17 protein-coding genes are annotated in these 17,923 nt (G+C 61.4%); 8 read left to right on the top strand and 9 right to left on the bottom strand.

Going from position 1 to position 17,923, the window contains the following annotated elements; all coding sequences use genetic code 11:
• Both AWB76_RS18255 and AWB76_RS40985 read right to left on the bottom strand, forming a co-directional pair.
• A complete protein-coding gene (locus tag AWB76_RS18255) occupies positions 1-219 on the bottom strand; it encodes a hypothetical protein (RefSeq protein WP_061161549.1) in 219 nt (72 codons plus the stop codon).
• Positions 220-256: 37 nt separating this feature from the next.
• The gene (locus tag AWB76_RS40985; protein WP_157696159.1) at positions 257-433 is read right to left on the bottom strand and encodes a hypothetical protein; all 177 of its coding nucleotides are present in this window, start codon (positions 431-433) and stop codon (positions 257-259) included.
• 121 nt (positions 434-554) lie between these two features.
• On the opposite strand from AWB76_RS40985, the gene AWB76_RS18245 reads away from it, so the two are divergent.
• Positions 555-932 (top strand): DUF3022 domain-containing protein, encoded by a 378-nt coding sequence (locus AWB76_RS18245; protein ID WP_061161547.1) that lies wholly within the window; start codon positions 555-557, stop codon positions 930-932.
• Between the two features lie 11 nt (positions 933-943).
• On the opposite strand, the gene AWB76_RS18240 is transcribed toward AWB76_RS18245, so the two are convergent.
• Complete coding sequence (locus AWB76_RS18240; RefSeq protein WP_061161546.1) at positions 944-1,528, bottom strand: glutathione binding-like protein; 585 nt, start codon at positions 1,526-1,528, stop codon at positions 944-946.
• Positions 1,529-1,745: 217 nt separating this feature from the next.
• On the opposite strand from AWB76_RS18240, the gene AWB76_RS18235 reads away from it, so the two are divergent.
• On the top strand, positions 1,746-2,864 hold the full coding sequence (locus AWB76_RS18235) for a GGDEF domain-containing protein (RefSeq protein ID WP_063936360.1): 1,119 nt from the start codon (positions 1,746-1,748) through the stop codon (positions 2,862-2,864).
• 13 nt (positions 2,865-2,877) lie between these two features.
• Here the strand turns inward: AWB76_RS18235 and metE are convergent, their stop codons facing one another.
• Positions 2,878-5,169: a 5-methyltetrahydropteroyltriglutamate--homocysteine S-methyltransferase gene (gene metE, locus AWB76_RS18230; RefSeq protein ID WP_061161712.1), complete on the bottom strand. Its 2,292-nt coding sequence runs from the start codon at positions 5,167-5,169 to the stop codon at positions 2,878-2,880.
• Between the two features lie 115 nt (positions 5,170-5,284).
• On the opposite strand from metE, the gene AWB76_RS18225 reads away from it, so the two are divergent.
• Entirely contained in the window at positions 5,285-6,193 is a 909-nt protein-coding gene (locus tag AWB76_RS18225; protein ID WP_061161544.1) for a LysR family transcriptional regulator, read from the top strand.
• A gap of 3 nt (positions 6,194-6,196) precedes the next feature.
• Here AWB76_RS18225 and AWB76_RS18220 read toward each other — a convergent pair whose 3' ends face one another.
• Entirely contained in the window at positions 6,197-7,852 is a 1,656-nt protein-coding gene (locus AWB76_RS18220; RefSeq protein ID WP_208606582.1) for an ATP-binding protein, read from the bottom strand.
• Between the two features lie 296 nt (positions 7,853-8,148).
• On the opposite strand from AWB76_RS18220, the gene AWB76_RS18215 reads away from it, so the two are divergent.
• The gene (locus tag AWB76_RS18215; protein ID WP_061161542.1) at positions 8,149-8,688 is read left to right on the top strand and encodes a DUF4142 domain-containing protein; all 540 of its coding nucleotides are present in this window, start codon (positions 8,149-8,151) and stop codon (positions 8,686-8,688) included.
• A gap of 30 nt (positions 8,689-8,718) precedes the next feature.
• Positions 8,719-9,102 carry a DUF1801 domain-containing protein gene (locus tag AWB76_RS18210; RefSeq protein WP_061161711.1) on the top strand — a complete coding sequence of 128 codons (384 nt, stop codon included), beginning with the start codon at positions 8,719-8,721 and terminating at the stop codon, positions 9,100-9,102.
• Here the strand turns inward: AWB76_RS18210 and AWB76_RS18205 are convergent.
• On the bottom strand, positions 9,099-9,929 hold the full coding sequence (locus AWB76_RS18205) for a class I SAM-dependent methyltransferase (protein WP_063936359.1): 831 nt from the start codon (positions 9,927-9,929) through the stop codon (positions 9,099-9,101). The two genes, AWB76_RS18210 and AWB76_RS18205, sit on opposite strands and share 4 nt — an antisense overlap.
• A 230-nt stretch (positions 9,930-10,159) precedes the next feature.
• Here AWB76_RS18205 and AWB76_RS18200 point away from each other — a divergent pair, with 230 nt between their 5' ends.
• The gene (locus AWB76_RS18200; protein WP_082864471.1) at positions 10,160-12,361 is read left to right on the top strand and encodes a TonB-dependent siderophore receptor; all 2,202 of its coding nucleotides are present in this window, start codon (positions 10,160-10,162) and stop codon (positions 12,359-12,361) included.
• 214 nt (positions 12,362-12,575) lie between these two features.
• Complete coding sequence (locus AWB76_RS18195; protein WP_061161539.1) at positions 12,576-13,523, top strand: TauD/TfdA dioxygenase family protein; 948 nt, start codon at positions 12,576-12,578, stop codon at positions 13,521-13,523.
• Positions 13,524-13,530: 7 nt separating this feature from the next.
• Here AWB76_RS18195 and AWB76_RS18190 read toward each other — a convergent pair whose 3' ends face one another.
• Complete coding sequence (locus AWB76_RS18190) at positions 13,531-14,034, bottom strand: DUF2165 family protein (RefSeq protein ID WP_061161538.1); 504 nt, start codon at positions 14,032-14,034, stop codon at positions 13,531-13,533.
• Between the two features lie 248 nt (positions 14,035-14,282).
• Between AWB76_RS18190 and AWB76_RS18185 the strand changes: the two genes are divergently transcribed.
• Positions 14,283-15,866 carry an alanine/glycine:cation symporter family protein gene (locus AWB76_RS18185; RefSeq protein WP_061161537.1) on the top strand — a complete coding sequence of 528 codons (1,584 nt, stop codon included), beginning with the start codon at positions 14,283-14,285 and terminating at the stop codon, positions 15,864-15,866.
• Position 15,867: 1 nt separating this feature from the next.
• On the opposite strand, the gene AWB76_RS18180 is transcribed toward AWB76_RS18185, so the two are convergent.
• Positions 15,868-16,617 carry a carbonic anhydrase family protein gene (locus AWB76_RS18180; protein ID WP_061161710.1) on the bottom strand — a complete coding sequence of 250 codons (750 nt, stop codon included), beginning with the start codon at positions 16,615-16,617 and terminating at the stop codon, positions 15,868-15,870.
• 116 nt (positions 16,618-16,733) lie between these two features.
• A complete protein-coding gene (locus AWB76_RS18175; protein ID WP_061161536.1) occupies positions 16,734-17,630 on the bottom strand; it encodes a LysR family transcriptional regulator in 897 nt (298 codons plus the stop codon).
• Positions 17,631-17,923 lie beyond the last annotated feature (293 nt).

Below are 17,923 nucleotides of genomic sequence, written 5' to 3'. Positions count from 1 at the left end.
TCATTCTGCGACGTCGCCTGCCGGCAGCATGTCGGCCTTGGCGTTCGCGTGAGTCTTAGCCGCCTGCATCGCGGATTCCGCGCTTTCTACAGGACGATCGCGCATTTCGGTGAAGCCGTCCGCATCGATGGTGTAAGACCAGGTGCATTGTCCTGTCGGATCGGAATCGATCGTGATCTCGACATGGTGCCCGTTGCGAACATAAGTCTCGGTAGACATGATGTGATCTCTCGTTGAGTGACAGGCGCGCGGTCGTTCACGTCTTGCTGGAATCGGGCGGGACGGGATTCTTATCCTGCGACGAAGGCAATGCGTTTTCCGACGCTTCGTGTTCACGCTTGTCGCGTTCGTCGAGCTGACCTTGCTTCGTGTCCCCGACGGGTTCGTCCATGTCGTCGGCGGTGGCGTGCGGGACGGGCTTGTATTGCGCCATGATGGCCTCCGGATTCGTGATGTGACAGATCGGACGCAGCAAGTGCCGGACCTGTTCGCATCGCATCGGCGGGTGCGCGGCTTGCTGCGCGATACATCGCAAAAGCATTCAGGAGAGAGGGATGAAAAGTGCCGATCAGATTCAGCGCATGGAGGAATTGCAACAGGCCTTGTCGGACGCATTCGAAGGCCCCAAGAATCCGGCCGTGGGCGCGCTCGACGACGGCGACGATGTCGTGGCCAACGTGTCGTGGGTCGTCGAGACGGGTCGCGACACCACACTCGATTCGCGTTGCAGCGCATCGGTGCGCTTCGCCGCGCGTCAGATCGAACGATATGCGGCGATGGACACTGCCCAGCGCATCATCGTGCAGGATCGCATGATCACGCGCGTGCGCGATGCGTTCGACAATTCGCGCGCGGGCCGGACGGACGCGAACGAATGCTCGCTCGCGATCCTCGCCGACGACGACTGGTTCGACGTGCCCGCCACGCTTTGACGCGCGATGCGTTATTCGAGCCCTTCGTGCTCGAACGCGAGCTTCACGGCGGGCCGTTCGCGCATGCGCTTGTAAAAAGCCTGAAGTTCGGCGGGCGCGTCGACGCTCATCTTTTGCGCCCACATCAGCATCGTGAAGAGGTAGGCATCCGCGACGCTGACTTTATCGCCGAAAAGGTAATCGCCGCGCATCGTCTTCGCAAGGAGCGCAAAACGCTGGCCGATTTTCTCGCGCGCCGCGGTGGCTTCCGCATCGGATGTCGGGCGGAAAACGCGTCCAAACTGCTTGTGAATTTCGGTCGATATGAACGCGAGCATTTCCAGCAAGCGCATACTGCCGTCGTCGCCGGAAGGGCCAAGCGATGGCGCTTTCTGCGCGACCCACGAAAGAATGGCGATGTTCTCGGTCAGCCGCTTGCCGTCGTCGAATTCGACGACGGGCACGTAACCCTTCGGATTGATGTCGCCAAACGGCGTGCCGTCTTCGGTGAGCTTCGCCTTGAGGTCGACTTTCACGCGATCGAAATTCAGGCCTGCTTCATGCATCGCGATGTGATCGGCGAGACTGCACGCTCCGGGCGCGTAGTACAGTTTCATGATGCGTGTCTCCTTTGTGAGAGCGGTGGCTGGAACGTCATCCGGCGAGCAAAGGACATGCCGCAACCTAAAGTTTCGCCAGCCGCGTGCCGATGATTAGAAAGTGCCGTTTTCGCAGCGGTCGAAGGCGAAAGGTATGATACGGCCGTTTGCCGCCAAGCTCGGTTCGCCTTCTATGACAGCCGATGTCCGGCCATCGCATGTGGCGGACTTTTCCATGTTCCACACACCTGACACTGAAACCCTGCGCCTTTGCAGCGTGCTCGCGAGCACGGCGTTCGGGCTCGTCTTCGCTCTGGTGCGCTTCGGACGGCGCGTCGAGCCGCATTTCGCGCACTGGTCGGCGAGCGCGTTTCTCTACGCAGCCACGCTGACCGGTTTCGAGCCCGCGCGAGGCAACGCGGCTTTGATCGGACTGCTGCTCGGCGCGCTCGCGGCCAGCAACATGTTGATCGTTTCCGGCTTGCGCGCGTTCGACGGCAAGCCGCCATTCCCTTCGTGGATGCTCGCGCCGGTTTTGATCTGCGTCGGCGCGCATGTTTTGCCGATATGGATCGGCGGCCACGGCCCGATCGCGTCGATGTTCACGCACGCAGGCGACACCATCAGCGTCGCGATATCGGCGGCGATCACCGGCGCGATGCTGTGGTCGAGCGGCAAGCGCGAGCAAAGCCGCGCGCGGCGCATCGCGGGCCTCGCGATGCTCGCGTATCTGCCGGGCTATGCGGTGACGCTTGCGGCGTACGCATCGACGGCGCCGGGCATCAATTACCTCGCGTTGATCCCGATGCTTTCAGATCAATTGCTGCTGGGCGTGCTCAATCTCGGCCTGCTGGCGATTCCTGCCGAGCGCGCGCAACAGCGTCTGCGTGACGCCGCGCTGCGCGATCCGCTCACGGGCGTATGGAATCGCGCCGGTTTCGACGCGCACGCAAAGCGTCTCGCTGCGCCCGGTGCCGCCGTGCTGGCCATCGATCTCGATCACTTCAAGCAGATCAACGACCGGCACGGTCATCTCGCCGGCGACAATGTGCTGATCGAGCTTGCGCGGCTCGCGGGCGCGGAAGTCGCATCGCTGGGCGGCGAGTTCGGGCGGCTCGGCGGCGACGAGTTCGTCGCGATCCTGCCGGCGTCGCGCGCATCGGATGCGCAGGTCTGCGCGAACCAGATTCACGCTGCGTGCCGCACCTACACGGCAGGCATGCCGGAATGGACGACGAGTATCGGCGTGTCGCAGATCGGCGCTTACGAGGAGAGTCATCACGACGCATTGCAGCGGGCGGACGTCGCGCTATATCGCGCGAAGCTCGCAGGCCGCAATACGCTGACCGTCTGAAGCCAAAGCCCGATCACGCCGACGCGCGCAACGCATGCGCGGCCGCGACCATGTTGCGCAGCGCCGGAATCACTTCATCCCATTGACGCGTCTTGAGCCCGCAGTCGGGATTCACCCAAAGACGCTCGCCCGGAATACGCTCCGCGGCTTTTTTCATCAGCGCGACGATATGCGCTTCGCTCGGGATATTGGGCGAATGAATGTCATACACGCCCGGACCGATCTGGTTCGGATAGTTGAAATTGTCGAAGGCATCGAGCAATTCCATGTCGGAGCGCGATGTTTCGATCGTGATGACATCGGCGTCCATGTCGGCAATCGACGCGATGATGTCGTTGAACTCCGAATAGCACATGTGCGTGTGAATCTGCGTTTCGTCCCGCACGCCGTTCGCCGTGATGCGAAACGCTTCAACCGCCCAGCGCAGATAATCGTGCCATTGCGCGCGGCGCAGCGGCAGCCCTTCGCGCAATGCAGCCTCGTCGATCTGGATCACGCGCACGCCGGCCTTTTCCAGATCGAGCACTTCCTCGCGGATCGCGAGCGCGAGTTGCTGGCACGACACCGAACGCGGTTGATCGTCGCGCACGAAAGACCAGTTCAGGATCGTGACGGGACCGGTCAGCATGCCTTTCATCGGCTTCGTCGTTTGCGCTTGCGCGTATTCGATCCATTCGACGGTCATCGCCTTCGGGCGGCTGATGTCGCCGAAGAGAATCGGTGGCTTCACGCAGCGCGATCCATACGACTGCACCCAGCCGAACTCGCTGAACGCGTAGCCGTCGAGTCGTTCGCCGAAGTATTCGACCATGTCGTTGCGTTCGACTTCGCCATGCACGAGTACATCGAGACCGAGCGCTTCCTGTTCTTTGACGGCGCGCGTGATTTCGCGTTCCATCGCGGCCCTGTAGGCGGATTCATCGAGTTGACCGTTCTTGAACTGACTGCGCGCGTGGCGGATTTCGTTCGTCTGCGGAAACGAGCCGATGGTCGTCGTCGGATAAGCGGGCAGATCGAGCAGCGCGGCCTGCTTTTGCGCGCGGGTTTCATAGGTGCTTGCGCGCTGGCCGAGGGTCGCGTCGATCTTCGCGATTGCGGCTTTCACCGAAGGGTTATGCACGCGCGATGAAGCGCGGCGGCTCTCGATGGCGGCCGCGTTGTGCGCGAGCGCATCGGCGACGGAAGCGCGGCCTTCGTTCAACGCGCGCGCCAGCACATGCAGTTCATCGAGCTTTTGCAGCGCGAACGCGAGCCACGATTTGATTTCGGCATCGAGCTTCGTCTCGCTGGCGAGATCGACCGGCGTATGCAGCAGCGAGCACGAAGGCGCAATCCATAGCCGGTCACCGAGCGATGCATGCAGCGGTTCGAGCCAGTCGAGCGCGGCGTTCAGATCGGTCTTCCAGATATTGCGGCCATTGATCGCGCCGACCGACAGCACCGACGCATCCGGCAGCAGCGAAGCCGCGGCGCTCGCTTCATCGCGTGTATTGATCGCATCGATATGCAAGCCATCCACCGGCAGCTTGCAGGCGAGTTCCAGATTCTCCTGCAACTGGCCGAAGTAAGTCGCGAGCAGGAGACGCACGCGCCGCGCGGAAAGTGCGTCGTAGGCGGTGACGAATGCATCGCGCCATCGCGTATCGAGTTCGGTGACGAGCGCGGGTTCATCGATCTGCACCCACTCGATGCCGAGCGCCGCGAAGTGATCGAGCAGCGCCGCGTAGACGGGCAGCAGACGCGGCAGAAGGGCGAGCTTGTCCGAGTCGTCCTTCGCTTTGCCGAGCCACAGATACGTCACCGGCCCGATGATGACGGGCTTCACGTTCACGCCGAGCGCGCGTGCTTCACCGAGCTGCTCGACGAGACGCGACGTATCGAGCGTGAAATGCGTGGCTGCATCGAACTCGGGGACGATGTAGTGGTAGTTGGTATCGAACCACTTCGTCATTTCTCCGGCCGCGACGCCGCCACAGCAAGCGGCGTGCTCCTCCGCGCCTTCGCACGAACGCCCGCGCGCGACGCGGAAGGTGTTGTCGAGCGTATCGCCATGAAAGCCGCGCACGCGCTCAGGCAGATTGCCGAGCGTGAAACTCATGTCGAGCACCTGATCGTAGAACGCGAAATCGCCGGCCGGCACGAGATCGAGGCGCGACTGATGCTTCCAGTGCCGCGCGCGAAGTTGTGCGCCAACCGCCTTCAGTTCGTCGCGCGACGATTGATTCTTCCAGTATTTCTCAAGGGCGAACTTCAGTTCGCGTTTCGCGCCGATGCGCGGAAAACCAAGATTGTGTGTCGTGACCATCGTGCGTGTTCTCGTCGAAATGAGCATGAGTTGCAGCGATGATAGAATTTTCGATGCATGAATAAAAATGGTTTAATTTCATGCATCGATTAACTTTGTTCATGGAGAAATACCGATGCTCGAACGCGCGCATCTGATGGTCGTGAGAGAAGTCGAGCGGCAAGGCTCGTTGACCGCCGCCGCGGACGTGCTCAATCTCACGCAGTCCGCGTTGAGTCACACGGTAAAGAAGCTGGAGCAGCAATTGGGCACGCCGCTGTGGACGCGCGAAGGGCGCAGCATGCGGCTCACGCAGGCGGGGCAGTATCTGCTCGGTCTCGCGAATCGCATGCTGCCGCAATTCGAACTGGCCGAAGCGCGCATGAAGCAATATGCCGATGGCGAACGCGGCACGCTGCGCATCGGCATGGAATGTCATCCGTGCTATCAGTGGCTGCTCAAGGTCGTGTCGCCGTATCTTGCGCGCTGGCCCGATGTCGATGTCGACGTGAAGCAGCGCTTTCAGTTTGGCGGCATCGGCGCGCTGTTCGGTTACGACATCGACGTGCTCGTCACGCCCGATCCGATGAAGAAGCCGGGCTTGCGCTTCACGCCTGTGTTCGACTACGAGCAGGTGCTCGTCGTGCCCGAAGCGCACGCGCTCGCGGCTGCCACGCATGTCACGCCGGAGCAGGTCTCGCAGGAAGTGCTTATCACGTATCCGGTCGAGACCGATCGCCTCGACGTCTACACGCAGTTCCTCACGCCCGCGAATGTCGTGCCGCGCAGGCACAAGACGATCGAAACGACTGACATCATGATGCAGATGGTCGCGAGCGGACGCGGCGTCGCGGCGCTGCCGCGCTGGCTCGCGGAAGAGTACGCGGACCGCATGCCGCTCGCCGTGCTCAAGCTCGGCAGAAGGGGCATTGCGAAGCGGATCTTTCTCGGCACGCGTGAGGCCGATGCCGGCATCGATTATCTGTCGGCGTTCATCGCGCTTGCGAAGAAGGCGGACTGGGCGAAGGCGCGCGTGTCGCGTTGATGTTCAGCCTCGCGTATCGAGCGCGTAACGGATGGTGCGTGCGAGGTCGTCGATGGTGAAGGGCTTCCTCAGCAGCACGACGCCTTCGTCGAGCCGCCCTTCGTGAAAGATGATGTCGCGCGTATAGCCCGATGCAAAGACCACGGCCGCGTTATATGGCGGCGCGCTGGCGATCTTCGCAAGCGCGTTCGGACGGATCGTGCCGGGCATCACCACGTCGCTGAAGAGCAGATCGACGTTGCCGTTCTTCTGCAGGACCGCGAGCGCCGCCTCCCCGTCCTGCGCGGACAGCACCTTGTAGCCGAGTTGCGCGAGCATGTCGATGGTGGCGAGGCGCACGTCGGCATCGTCCTCGACGACGAGCACCACTTCGCCGCCACGCGCGGCGCGTGGCCGTGCGGTGCCCGCGTCGGCCGGCTCCGCCTGCGTGCAGCGTGGAAAGTACAACGCGACGGACGTGCCTTCGTCGACCCGCGTCTTCACGTCCACGCAGCCCGCGCTCTGCGATACGAAGCCGAACACCATGCTCAAACCCAGCCCCGTGCCCTGGCCTTCTGCTTTCGTCGAATAGAACGGCTTGAACATGCGCGCCTTCACGTTCTCGGCCATGCCGGCGCCGTCATCGGTGACCACGAACTTCACGTAATCGCCCGCGGGCAATGCGAGGCCAGTCGTGTGCTCATCGCCGAGGGTTGCGTTCTCGATTTCGATCAGAATGTTGCCGCCGTCGTGAATCGCGTCGCGCGAGTTGATGACGAGATTGAGCAGCGCGTTTTCAAGCTGATGCCGATCGACGAACAGGTTCCACGTCTCGCATGAAACCGATGTCTTCAGCTTGATCGATTCGGGCAGCGCGCGCTGCAGGAACTCGCACATATCCGCGACGAGTTTCGCCGGATTGACGACCGCAGGATTGAGCGGCTGACGCCGCGCGAAGGCGAGCATTTGCGCGGCGAGTTTGCCGCCGCGCGCGACGGCTTCGCTCATCACGTGCAGCCTGCGCGCGAGATCGGGTTTATCGCGCGTGGCGAGCTGGATGAGCTGCAAGTTCGCCGAAATGATCTGCAAGACGTTATTGAAGTCGTGCGCGACGCCGCCTGTGAGATTGCCGATCGCCTCGAGCTTCTGCACCTGGCGAAAGCGCTCCTCGGCCTCGACGCGCGCGGTGACCGCTTCGGCGACGCGTTCCTCGAGCGTCTGCGTGAACTTGAGCAGCTTCTCTTCGGCGAGCACCTTGCGCGTCGTTTCGACGACGATGGCGATCACGCCGGCCGGATGACCGTCGTCTTCGGCGACAGGGCTGTAATGCAAATCCATCCATACGTCTTCGGGCTGGCCGTTGCGATGCAGCGTCAGACGCTTGTCGGAATAAGACAGCGTCGCGCCCGACAAACAGGTGTCCACGACATGACGATTGAACGCAGCGATCTCCGGCCATCCGTCTTCAACAGGCTTGCCGAGCAGGAACGGATGACGGCCGCCGGCGAAGTCCGCGTAGGCGTCGTTGTAGATCATCGTGCCGGGCTGGCCCCAGAGCATGACGAGCGGCACCGGCGAGGCGAGTAGCAGTTGCACGGCTGCGCGCAGGCTTTTCGACCATTGATCGATCGGGCCCATCGCCGTGTGCGACCAGTCGAAACTCGCTATGCGCGAAGCCATCTCGCCGCGCCAGCCATCGCATTCGAAAGATTGCTCGGGCCAGGCCGTTTCGGATTTCATAGGATGAACGATACTTGAAGGTGCCGCTGCGCTTCGGGGGAAGTCGCAGGTGTTGTCCTGAGGCGGAGGCTACATCTTAGTTCAAGCGTGCCGCGAAACTCCATACTGGACGTGGATTTGCGGCCGTTGCGTGACTTAAAGGCATGGGTATTGAACACATTTGGGCAGCTATCCGGACGGAACGTGGACATGTTTCAAGGTAAAGTCAGCGGCGTCGATAGAATCGGGAGTCGCGGATGAAAGGCAAGCGCATCGCGGCGGCGCTGTTAGTGCTGCTGTCGTGGACGGCTTGTGTGCCGGCAGAAGAGCCGCCGCTATCGGATGAACAAATGCTCGGCGTTGTTTTCGTCGCCAATCAGGCGGAGATCGCCGCGGCGAATCTGGCATTGCGCAAGACGCGCTCCAGCAGCTTGCAGGTCTTCGCAAAACGGATCGTATCGGAGCATGCACAGGTGAATCAGGAGATCTTCACGCTAACGCAGAGATTCGGCACGCAGCCGCAACGCAGCGCAACCAGCGATGCATTGATGAAGCAGAGTACCGACGACATCGCCGAGCTCGACGAAACCAGCACTTACGATTTCGACGAAGCGTATCTCGAACACGAAGTGGCCTTCCTGCAGAAGCTGGTGAATACCGTCAACGGCTACATTCGCACGGCGCGCAGCGCGGACGCGCGGACCTTGCTGATTCGTTCGCGCCCGTCGTTCATCTTTCATCTCGATCAGGCTCAACGGCTGCAGATCACGATAGGCAGTCCGGGCCTCATTCGCTGACGTCGCTAAAGAACAAGAATGGAGAAGCGCATGAATGCATCGGAACGAATCGACGAATTGATCGCGGGCATCCCCGATTGGCGCGGCGCGACCTTCGCCAGGATGCGCGAGATCATCCTCGCGGCGGATGGCGGCATCGTGGAGGAATGGAAGTACATGGGCAGCCCGGTCTGGTATCGCGACGGCATGATCGCGGTCGCCAATGCGCATAAGGGAAAAGTGAAGCTCACCTTCGCACACGGCGCGAGCCTGCCCGATCCCGAGAAGCTCTTCAACGCGGGACTCGAAGGCAATGCGCGGCGCGCGATCGATTTCTTCGAAGGCGACGAGATCAACGCGCGTGCGTTGCAAGATCTCGTGCGCGCTGCAATCGAGTTGAATCAGACGAAATCGAAGAAGAAAGCGACGCGCTAAATCACACGCGCCCATGCGCCGATGAAAGCGGGCGGCTGCATGACGCCATCGAGCGCGACGATCTCAGCGCGCAGACGCTCGGCGAAAGTATCGATACCGACCGCATCCGCCTTCACGATGCCAAAGCGTTCCGCGAGCGGCAGCAGCGTGCGCAATACCTCGGCCAGATACTGATACGCGAACGAATCGGGACCGCCTTCGAACCGCGCGGAAAGCAGCATGCGCGGGCCGGGCAGGCCTGCGCGGCGAAACGTCGAATACAGCTTCGATCCCATGTCGGTCTCGACACCGGCGCGCGCGAACGTTTCCAGGATCAAGTGCAGACCTTGCGTGCATAGCGGCGATTCGGGCATCGAGCGCGCCGTGCTCATGTCCATCTCGTGAAAAACGAAGAGCGTGTCCGCGCCCGCTTGTGCGGCGAGGCGGCGCAAGGTCGCGGCGGGATCGGGCAGATGCAGCAGGATGAGCCGGCCGACGATCGCGTCGACGGATTCGGCGAGATCGAAATCCGCGACGCTCGCGACCTGAAACCGCACGTTGTCGAGGCCCGCGTGCCGCGCCCGCTCGCGCGCTTTCTCGATGATGCCCGGCGCCTGATCGATACCGAGCACCGATCCGTTCGGCCCCACGAGCGATGCGGCCAGAAACGAGACATCGCCTGCGCCGCAGCCCAGATCGAGCACGCGCATGCCGGGCGCAAGACCCGCGCGACGCAGGATGTCTTCCGTCAGATCGGCGACGAAACGCGCCTGATTTTCCAGACGCTGCACTTCCGGATCGGAATGGCCGAGCACGTAGCCGCCGGCCGAAGTGGGGGAAGGATTCATGGGCGCGACCTCGCCATGTTCGGCCGGTTCCCGGGCGGGCGGCCTCTTTCATGGTAGTGCGTCCGCGAAAGGACTCGCCGGCCTGTCCGCATTATTCAGCGGATCGACGTCGTTTCCTGTGCAAAAGTCTCGAATCACTCCTTTACAAATACAAAACGTCCCGTCAAAATGCGCACGCAAATAATAACGAGTCGCATTCACGCACGCAGCAATATTCAAGAGAAATGAGCATGAAATCAGGTATGACGAGCCCGGTCGCGATGCGGCCCTTGAAACTGGCTGCCTTGCTGCTGTTCGCGGTGGCGCCGCTTGCCTACGCGCAATCGGCGGACGCGCCGTCGGGCGCATCGGCGCCGTCGGCGTCAGCGTCGAACGCGCCGGCCGAAAGCACGCTGCCCGCCGTGAAAGTCACGGCGCAGAACGTCGACGAACCGTATGGTCCGACGAAAGGCTACGTCGCGAAGGAATCGACCGCGCTCAAGACCGGCACGTCGCTGCTCGAGACGCCGCAGTCGGTCTCCGTCGTCACGCGCGAGCAGATGGATCAGCAGCATGCGCAGACGCTCAACGCGGCCGTGCGCTATGTGTCGGGTGTGACGCCCGAAACGCGCGGCGGGATCGCGACGCGCTACGACATGCTCAAAGTGCGCGGCTTCGACGCCGACAAATACTGGAACGGCCTCAAGCTGCTCGACAACGGCTGGTACGCGGTGCCGCAGATCGACCCGTATCTGATGGAGCGCGTCGAAGTGCTCAAGGGGCCGGTCTCCGTGCTCTACGGTCAGGCGGCGGCGGGCGGCCTGCTCGATCAGGAAAGCAAGATGCCGACGGTCGTGCCGCTGCACGAAGTGGGCATCGAGTTCGGCAACTACGCGCACAAGTCGGCCAAATTCGATTTCTCCGGACCGATAGCGGGCGATGATCGCTATCTGTTCCGCATCACCGGTATCGCGCGCTCGGAAGACGGGCAGGTGCAATCGACGTACAACAAGCGCATCGCGATTGCGCCGTCGTTCACGTGGCGGCCGGACAACAAGACATCGCTCACGCTGTACGGGCTGTATCAGCACGATCCCGACAGCACGTCGTATGGCAGCGTGCCGCCGCAGGGCACGGTGCTCTACAACCCGAACGGCAAGCTGCCGAGTGATTTCTACGACGGCGATCACAACTTCGAGAGCTTCAATCGCGTGCAGGAAGCGATCGGCTACAAGTTCGATCGCAAGCTCAACAACGCGTGGACCTTCCGCTCGAACGGCCGTCTGCTGCATCTCGCGCAGGACTACAAGAGCGTCTATGCTAGCCAGCTCGAAGACGATTTGCGCACGCTGGATCGCGGCACGGCGGCGTCGAAGGACAACCTGAACACCGTCCAGCTCGACAACCAGATCGAAGGCAATATCTCGACGGGGCCGATCGATCACACGGTGCTGTTCGGCTTCGACTACCAGCATTACGCGAGCAACTTCGATGCGGGCTTCGGCACCGCGCCGTCGCTCGACATGTTCGCGCCGAACTACAACCAGGCGATTACGCCGCCGGACCGCTATCACCAGATTCTGAGCGGCACGCAATACGGCGTGTACGCGCAGGATCAGGCGCGCTGGGGCAACGTGATCCTCACGCTCGGCGGACGCGAGGACTGGGCAAGCAGCGATTCGAACAACACGACGTACGGCATCGTGTCGCATCAGTTCGATCGCGCGTTCACGGGCCGCGCGGGCCTCACGTATGTGTTCGACAACGGCATCGCGCCGTATGTCAGCTACACCGAATCGTTCACGCCGCAAGCGGGCACGGACATCAACGGCAATCAGTTTTCGCCCGAGAAGGGGCGTCAGTATGAAGTCGGCGTGAAGTTCCAGCCGAAGGGCTACAACGCGTTCTTCTCCGCCGCGCTGTTCGATCTGACGCGCAAGAACCTTCTGACGGTCAACGCGGCCAACCCGAACTTCCAGTCGGCGGTCGGCGAAGCGCGTTCGCTCGGCGTCGAACTCGAAGCGAAGGCGAGCCTCACGGATTCGTTGAACGTCACGGCGAGCTATACGTATCTCAACACGAAGTACACCAAGGACAACAGCGGTCTCGAAGGCAAGTTCCTGCCCGCGATTCCGCAGAATCAGGCTTCGTTGTGGGCGTATTACACGGTCAATCGCGGACCGCTCGCCGGTCTCTCGATGGGCGCGGGCGGGCGCTACACCGGTACGACGTATAGCAGCGACAACAGCTTCAAGGTGTCGAGCTTTTTCCTCGTCGATGCCACGCTCAACTATGACCTCGGCCGCGCCATGCCGCAGTTCAAGGGCGTCGATCTTTACGTGAACGCGCAGAACCTCTTCAACAAGGAATATGTCGCGTCGTGCTACTACGGCAGCTGGTGTGCGTTCGGTTACGGACGTCAGGTGTTCGCCGGCATGAACTATCACTGGTAAGCACGTTTCATCGCACTGCGGCTTGATTCTCGCGCGGTGCATCGAATCGTCGTGAGCGCCTCCCCGGCGCTTATCGCGAACGAAGCTATCCGTATCGGGATTTCTTCGTTCGCGTGTGAGGAAGCGGCGAGTACATTGGTTGCTCGCCGCGCTTCCACGATATCCCCGCACTCGAAAGCGCTGTCTATCTATTCCATATAAGAAGGAATGCGAAATGAATGCCGTTGCTATCGAGAACGAAGCGGAATTGGCGATCAACCCGTTGTCGGCGCATATCGGCGCGGAGATTGGCGGCGTCGATCTCACGCGTCCTTTGTCTTCCGCGCAAGTCAGTGCGATTCGTGCCGCGCTGCTCAAATGGCGCGTGATCTTCTTCCGTGAGCAATTCCTGAGTCACGAGCAGCACATCGCATTTTCGGCGCAGTTCGGCGAGCTCACGGTAGGGCATCCGGTGTTCGGGCACGTCGACGGGCATCCGGAGATCTACTCGATCTCGAAGTTTCGCAAGGCCACGCGCTTCGCAGGACAGTCAGTGCTGCGTCCGTGGACCGGCTGGCACACGGATGTGACGGCCGCGGTTAATCCGCCGTTTGCATCGATTCTGCGCGGCGTGACCATTCCGCCATACGGCGGCGATACGCAATGGACCAATCTCGTGATCGCCTACGAGAAGCTCTCCGCGCCGTTGCGCACTTTCGTCGATGGTCTGCGCGGTGTGCATCGCTTCGCGCCGCCACAAGGCGCAAGCGGCACCGATGCATTCACGAAGGCCGTGACGGATCACACGCTCGTGAGCGAGCATCCGCTCGTGCGCGTGCATCCGGAGACTGGCGAGCGCGCGCTGTATGTGAGCCCGGGCTTTCTCAAGCACATCGCGGGACTGGCGCCGCGTGAAAGTCAGGTGTTGCTCGAACTGCTCTGGGAGCATGTGACGCGGCCTGAATTCTCGGTGAGATTCAAGTGGGAGCCCGGCAGCATCGCGTTCTGGGACAACCGTTCGACTGCGCATCTCGCACCGACGGATATCTTCGATCTCGACTTCGATCGCCAGTTGTATCGCACGACGCTCGTCGGGGATGTGCCGGTCGGACCCGACGGACAAAAGTCAGTGTCGATCGAAGGAACGCCCGTCGGCGCGGCGGCTGCGGTGGCGTTGAATTGATCGGCGTTCATGCGGTCGACGGATGAAGCGATTCCGCGCGCGTCACGAAAACCAGAATCACCAAAAACGTGATGAAGAAGCGGAACGCACTGTCGATTCCGTTCCATTGCTGCGACTGCCACATGTCGAACCATTCGCCGCCGATCGTCATGAAGCAGACCTGCCAGGTGAGATAGCCGAGCGTGAGACCCGCGATCGCTGAGCGCTTCGCTCGCGCGAACGCGGCGTTGTCTTGCCGCAGCGCGCGCCCCATCGCGATAACGCCGATCCAGCACAGCAAGGCGGTCAGCGTCTCGAGAAAGATGATCACGTCATAGCCGAGATGCTGCAGCAGCGGCGACGTGATCGCGCGATACATATTGGCGTTGCCGGGAAACGTCGTGTCCATGCGCAGGACGTGCTCGACGAATTGCAGATTCGTGCCGTAGTCCGTCAGGTTGCCGAAGCTGACGAGCGAGGCCAGCAGGGCCATCGAAGCCACGACGAGAATCTTCGCGAGTCGTTCGATCATCTTCGTTCTCCGGACGCGTTGTGCACGTGATTCTCCAATAAAAGGATCGGGCAAGCATGACGTTTCGTAGCAACTAACGGTCATGTTTTGCCGCGTCGGCCGGACAACGGAGAGCGAACCGTATAATCCCTGCCTCGCATACGTTTGCGTGTCCATGAATGCACGCCCGCCAGCGTCGAATGACGTTGGTTAATTAACATTTGGAAGGCCTGTTCGTGGCAGGCTGAAGCAAGAAAGGAACGCCCCGCGTGGAAAGTCTCTTCCAGTCCGTGAATGCATTGTTTGCCTGCATTGCGCCCGTCTCGGATTTCTTGTGGGATTTCCCCACTAATTTCAAGGCTTATTCGCAAATCCCGGTGCTCGGGAAGTTTTCGTTTGCGATTCTCTTGCTCGTCGGCGTCGGTATTCATTTCACCATTCGCACGCGTTTCATTCAGACGATGAACGTCGGCAGGATCGTGCGCATGATGCTGCGCAGGCAGTCGTCGAAAACCGGCGTCAGCGCGCTCGCATCGTTCATGCTGGGACTGGCGATGCGTGCAGGGCCAGGCAACATCGTCGGCATTACGGGCGCGATTTCCGTCGGCGGGCCGGGCGCGTTGTTCTGGATGTGGGTCGCCGCGTTCTTCGGCATGGCGACCGCGTTCATGGAATCGACGCTCGCGCAGCTCTTCAAGGAGAAGAAGCACGACGAATTCGTCGGCGGTCTGCCGTTCTATGGGCGGCGCGTTCTCGGCGACAGGCGCATCGTCGGCACGTTTCTGTCGCTCGTGTTCATCGTCTATGCGCTTTTCAATGTGCCGCCGCAAACATTCAACGTGTTCACCGCAATCGGCACGATTGCCGATACGGTCACCGGCACGCATCTCGCACGTCAGTCGACGGTGTATTACGTCATCGCGGCCGTGCTCGTCACGGCGTGCTCGTTCATCATCATGGGCGGCATTCGCCGCGTGACCGCTTATACCGATGTGCTCGTGCCGATCAAGGCGACGCTCTTCTGTGTGATGTCGCTCGTTATCATCGTCATCAATCTGCCGCTGATTCCGTACTTCTTTCATGAAGTGATCGTCGGTGCATTGGCGCCGCATGCGTTGTTCGGCGGCGCAATCGGCACCGCGCTCGCGCAGGGCGTCAAGCGCGGGCTGATGTCGAACGAAGCGGGGCAGGGCACCATCACGATGGCCGCCGCGATCGCCGACAACGATCACCCCTGCGAACAAGGCTTCGTGCAAAGCCTCGGCGTGTTCTTCGACACGATGGTCATCTGCACGATGACCGGCTTCATCGTCGTGATGGCGCACGTGTGGACCGGCACGGTGGACGGGCAGGCGTGGGAATCGGTGAGGGCATCGAAGATCACGGTCTATCTCGCATCGGTTGAAACGCTCGTGCCGGTGTCCGTCGCGCATGTCGTCAAGATCGTCATGTGCGTGTGCTACGGGCTCTTCGCGTTCACCACGCTGCTCGGCATGATTTCGTTTGCTGAAATATCGGCTAACTTTATTTCGCGCAGCAAAGGTTTCATTACCGGCATTCGCGTGGTCGGCTCGCTCGTGTTCGTGCCGTTCGGCGCGCTCACCGTGCTCGCAGGGCTCGAATTGCCGAATCTGTGGGCGCTGTCCGATCTGATGAATATCGTGATGGTGCTGCTCAACGTGCCGATCCTGCTCATCGGGCAAGGGCTCGTGTACAAGGCGCTCGCGAACTATCGGGCGGCACGCGGCGGCCCGTTCGTGTCGGAGGATATTGGCGTGCGGACCGCGTACTGGTCGGCGAAACGCGATGCCGTCGCAAAGACAGAAGACGTTCGCGAACGCGTCGAAAGCTAAGTCAGGAAATGAAGAATTCCACGGCGCCCGTGCTGATGTCGTACATCGCGCCGGCAATCTTGATCGCGTGCTGGCTTTCCAGTTCCTTGAGCACGGCGCTGTCGCGGCGGATATTCGCGAGCGTCAGTTCGACGTTCTTGCGCGCGACTTTATCGACGAACGGATAGTTGGTGGCGGTGCGTTCGCCGTCGTATTGCGTGGCATCGACAGCCGGTTTGATGCGCGCGAGCAGTCCCGTGAGATTGCCGAGTTCGACATTGGAAATCGCGCCTTTGATCGCACCGCACGACGTGTGCCCCATCACGAGCACGACCTTCGCGCCCATCACCTTGGTGGCGAATTCCATGCTGCCGAGGATGTCGGCATTCTCGATATTGCCCGCGACGCGGCAATTGAAGATATCGCCGATGCCGAGATCCATGATCACTTCGGCAGGCGCGCGCGAGTCGATGCAACTGAGCAGCACGGCCGCGGGATATTGTCCCTTCGCACTCGCTTTCTGTTCCGCCAGATAATTGCGCGCTTTGCGTTCGCCTCGGCGGAAGCGTTCGTTGCCGCGCTTCATCGCTTCGATGATCTGTTCGGGCGACATGGCGTCGCGCTGCGCATGCGTCAATGCGTCGGCATGTGCGGATGTCATGAAGAGCGGCGGCGCGGCGAGACCGGCGATAGTCGCACATGCAACTGACTTGAGAAAACCCCGGCGGCACGCGGGCGTGCATTGCAGCGGATGCTTCATTTCTTCGCGCATGACCTGGCTCCTCCATCTGATCCGACGGGATTCGGCCTTCTCGACGCTCTTCTTGCGAAATGAAGTGTTGGACGAAAATTCGTCGAATGCAATGCGCGCTTGTTCTGATGACAATGTCAGGTCGATGACGTAACGACTTGCTTGGCGATGTCGAGAAAGTTGGCGTTCTTCGCGGCGGTCGCATCGATGCGCGATGCCAGCGCGAGACGAATGCTGATGGCGCTGCCGAGTGCATCGACGTAGGCGACGCCATCGACCTGAATCTGACACACCGACGCCGGCACCAGCGACACGCCGAATTCCGCCGCGACCAGATTGACGACCGATGAAAGCTGCGGCGCCTGCTGTCCGGCGATCGGCTCGAATCCGGCCTCACGGCACGCACCGATGATGACATCGTGCAGCGTCGGGCTCGCTTCGCGCGGAAGCATCACGAAAGGATCGTCGGCCAGCGCCGCGAGTTGCACCTTGCGCTTCCTCGCGAGCTTGTGCGTGGCGGGCAGCACGATTTTCATCGGCTCGATCGCGATGTGATTGATCTGCACGCCGGCGGGCGACTGACTGCCGAGCCGAACGAACGCGACATCGACGCGGCCGGCGTCGAGATGCGCGAGCAGTTGCGCGGTGTTGCCTTCGGTAAGCGTAAGCGTGACGTTCGGATAAGCCTGCCGATAAGACCGTATGAGCTTCGACACGACAGGATTGAAAGCCGCCGATCCCGTGAAGCCGATATTGAGCTGCCCGATCTCCCCGCGCCCCGCACTCTGCGCCTTTTCGACGGCGAGACGCGCGTCGTCCAGAAGACGTTTCGCATCGACGGCGAACGTCTCGCCGGCTTCCGTCAGCACGACGCCATGCCCCGTGCGGCGAAAAAGCCGCACGCCGAGCTCGTTCTCCAGTGCGTGGATCTGCTGACTGAGCGGCGGCTGGCCGATGCCGAGCCGTTCGGCGGCGCGCGTCACGTTGCGTTCCTCGGCAACCGCCAGAAAGTAACGGATATGGCGCAGTTCCATGCGATAGTCTGTGAGAGCTATATCAGAAAGACGAGATAGATATTGGACAGTATATCAATCGCGCGACAAAATACCGCTATCGCGCAGTGCGCGGGCTAGAACTATCCCCGAATACATCGCCGATCGCTCGAGAAGCGAGTCAGGCAGGACGGGTCGCGCCCGTGTCGAGCATGTGTCGTGCATCGGCGGCGCGCGAATCGTCAATCAGTTTGGGAAGGGGTCTAGCATGGCTGAAGCCGTAAAAAAACCAAGGCCGGAATACCGGAACATCGGGATCGGCGAGATCGCGAAGT

This window comes from Caballeronia temeraria (assembly GCF_001544795.2).
Taxonomy (GTDB): Bacteria; Pseudomonadota; Gammaproteobacteria; order Burkholderiales; family Burkholderiaceae; genus Caballeronia; species Caballeronia temeraria.
Note: the sequence above shows the minus strand (reverse complement) of the source record. Positions and strands in the feature narration are given on the sequence as shown.

Excerpts from the sequence above, each read along its gene's own strand:
- AWB76_RS18200 (WP_082864471.1), top strand. The coding sequence starts at position 10,160 with ATGAAATCAGGTATGACGAGCCCGGTCGCGATGCGGCCCTTGAAACTG.
- AWB76_RS18245 (WP_061161547.1), top strand. The coding sequence starts at position 555 with ATGAAAAGTGCCGATCAGATTCAGCGCATGGAGGAATTGCAACAGGCC.
- AWB76_RS18205 (WP_063936359.1), bottom strand. The coding sequence starts at position 9,929 with ATGAATCCTTCCCCCACTTCGGCCGGCGGCTACGTGCTCGGCCATTCC.
- AWB76_RS18240 (WP_061161546.1), bottom strand. The coding sequence starts at position 1,528 with ATGAAACTGTACTACGCGCCCGGAGCGTGCAGTCTCGCCGATCACATC.
- AWB76_RS18215 (WP_061161542.1), top strand. The coding sequence starts at position 8,149 with ATGAAAGGCAAGCGCATCGCGGCGGCGCTGTTAGTGCTGCTGTCGTGG.
- AWB76_RS40985 (WP_157696159.1), bottom strand. The coding sequence starts at position 433 with ATGGCGCAATACAAGCCCGTCCCGCACGCCACCGCCGACGACATGGAC.
- AWB76_RS18180 (WP_061161710.1), bottom strand. The coding sequence starts at position 16,617 with ATGCGCGAAGAAATGAAGCATCCGCTGCAATGCACGCCCGCGTGCCGC.
- AWB76_RS18190 (WP_061161538.1), bottom strand. The coding sequence starts at position 14,034 with ATGATCGAACGACTCGCGAAGATTCTCGTCGTGGCTTCGATGGCCCTG.
- AWB76_RS18210 (WP_061161711.1), top strand. The coding sequence starts at position 8,719 with ATGAATGCATCGGAACGAATCGACGAATTGATCGCGGGCATCCCCGAT.
- metE (WP_061161712.1), bottom strand. The coding sequence starts at position 5,169 with ATGGTCACGACACACAATCTTGGTTTTCCGCGCATCGGCGCGAAACGC.
- AWB76_RS18220 (WP_208606582.1), bottom strand. The coding sequence starts at position 7,852 with ATGGCTTCGCGCATAGCGAGTTTCGACTGGTCGCACACGGCGATGGGC.
- AWB76_RS18175 (WP_061161536.1), bottom strand. The coding sequence starts at position 17,630 with ATGGAACTGCGCCATATCCGTTACTTTCTGGCGGTTGCCGAGGAACGC.
- AWB76_RS18235 (WP_063936360.1), top strand. The coding sequence starts at position 1,746 with ATGTTCCACACACCTGACACTGAAACCCTGCGCCTTTGCAGCGTGCTC.
- AWB76_RS18225 (WP_061161544.1), top strand. The coding sequence starts at position 5,285 with ATGCTCGAACGCGCGCATCTGATGGTCGTGAGAGAAGTCGAGCGGCAA.
- AWB76_RS18195 (WP_061161539.1), top strand. The coding sequence starts at position 12,576 with ATGAATGCCGTTGCTATCGAGAACGAAGCGGAATTGGCGATCAACCCG.
- AWB76_RS18255 (WP_061161549.1), bottom strand. The coding sequence starts at position 219 with ATGTCTACCGAGACTTATGTTCGCAACGGGCACCATGTCGAGATCACG.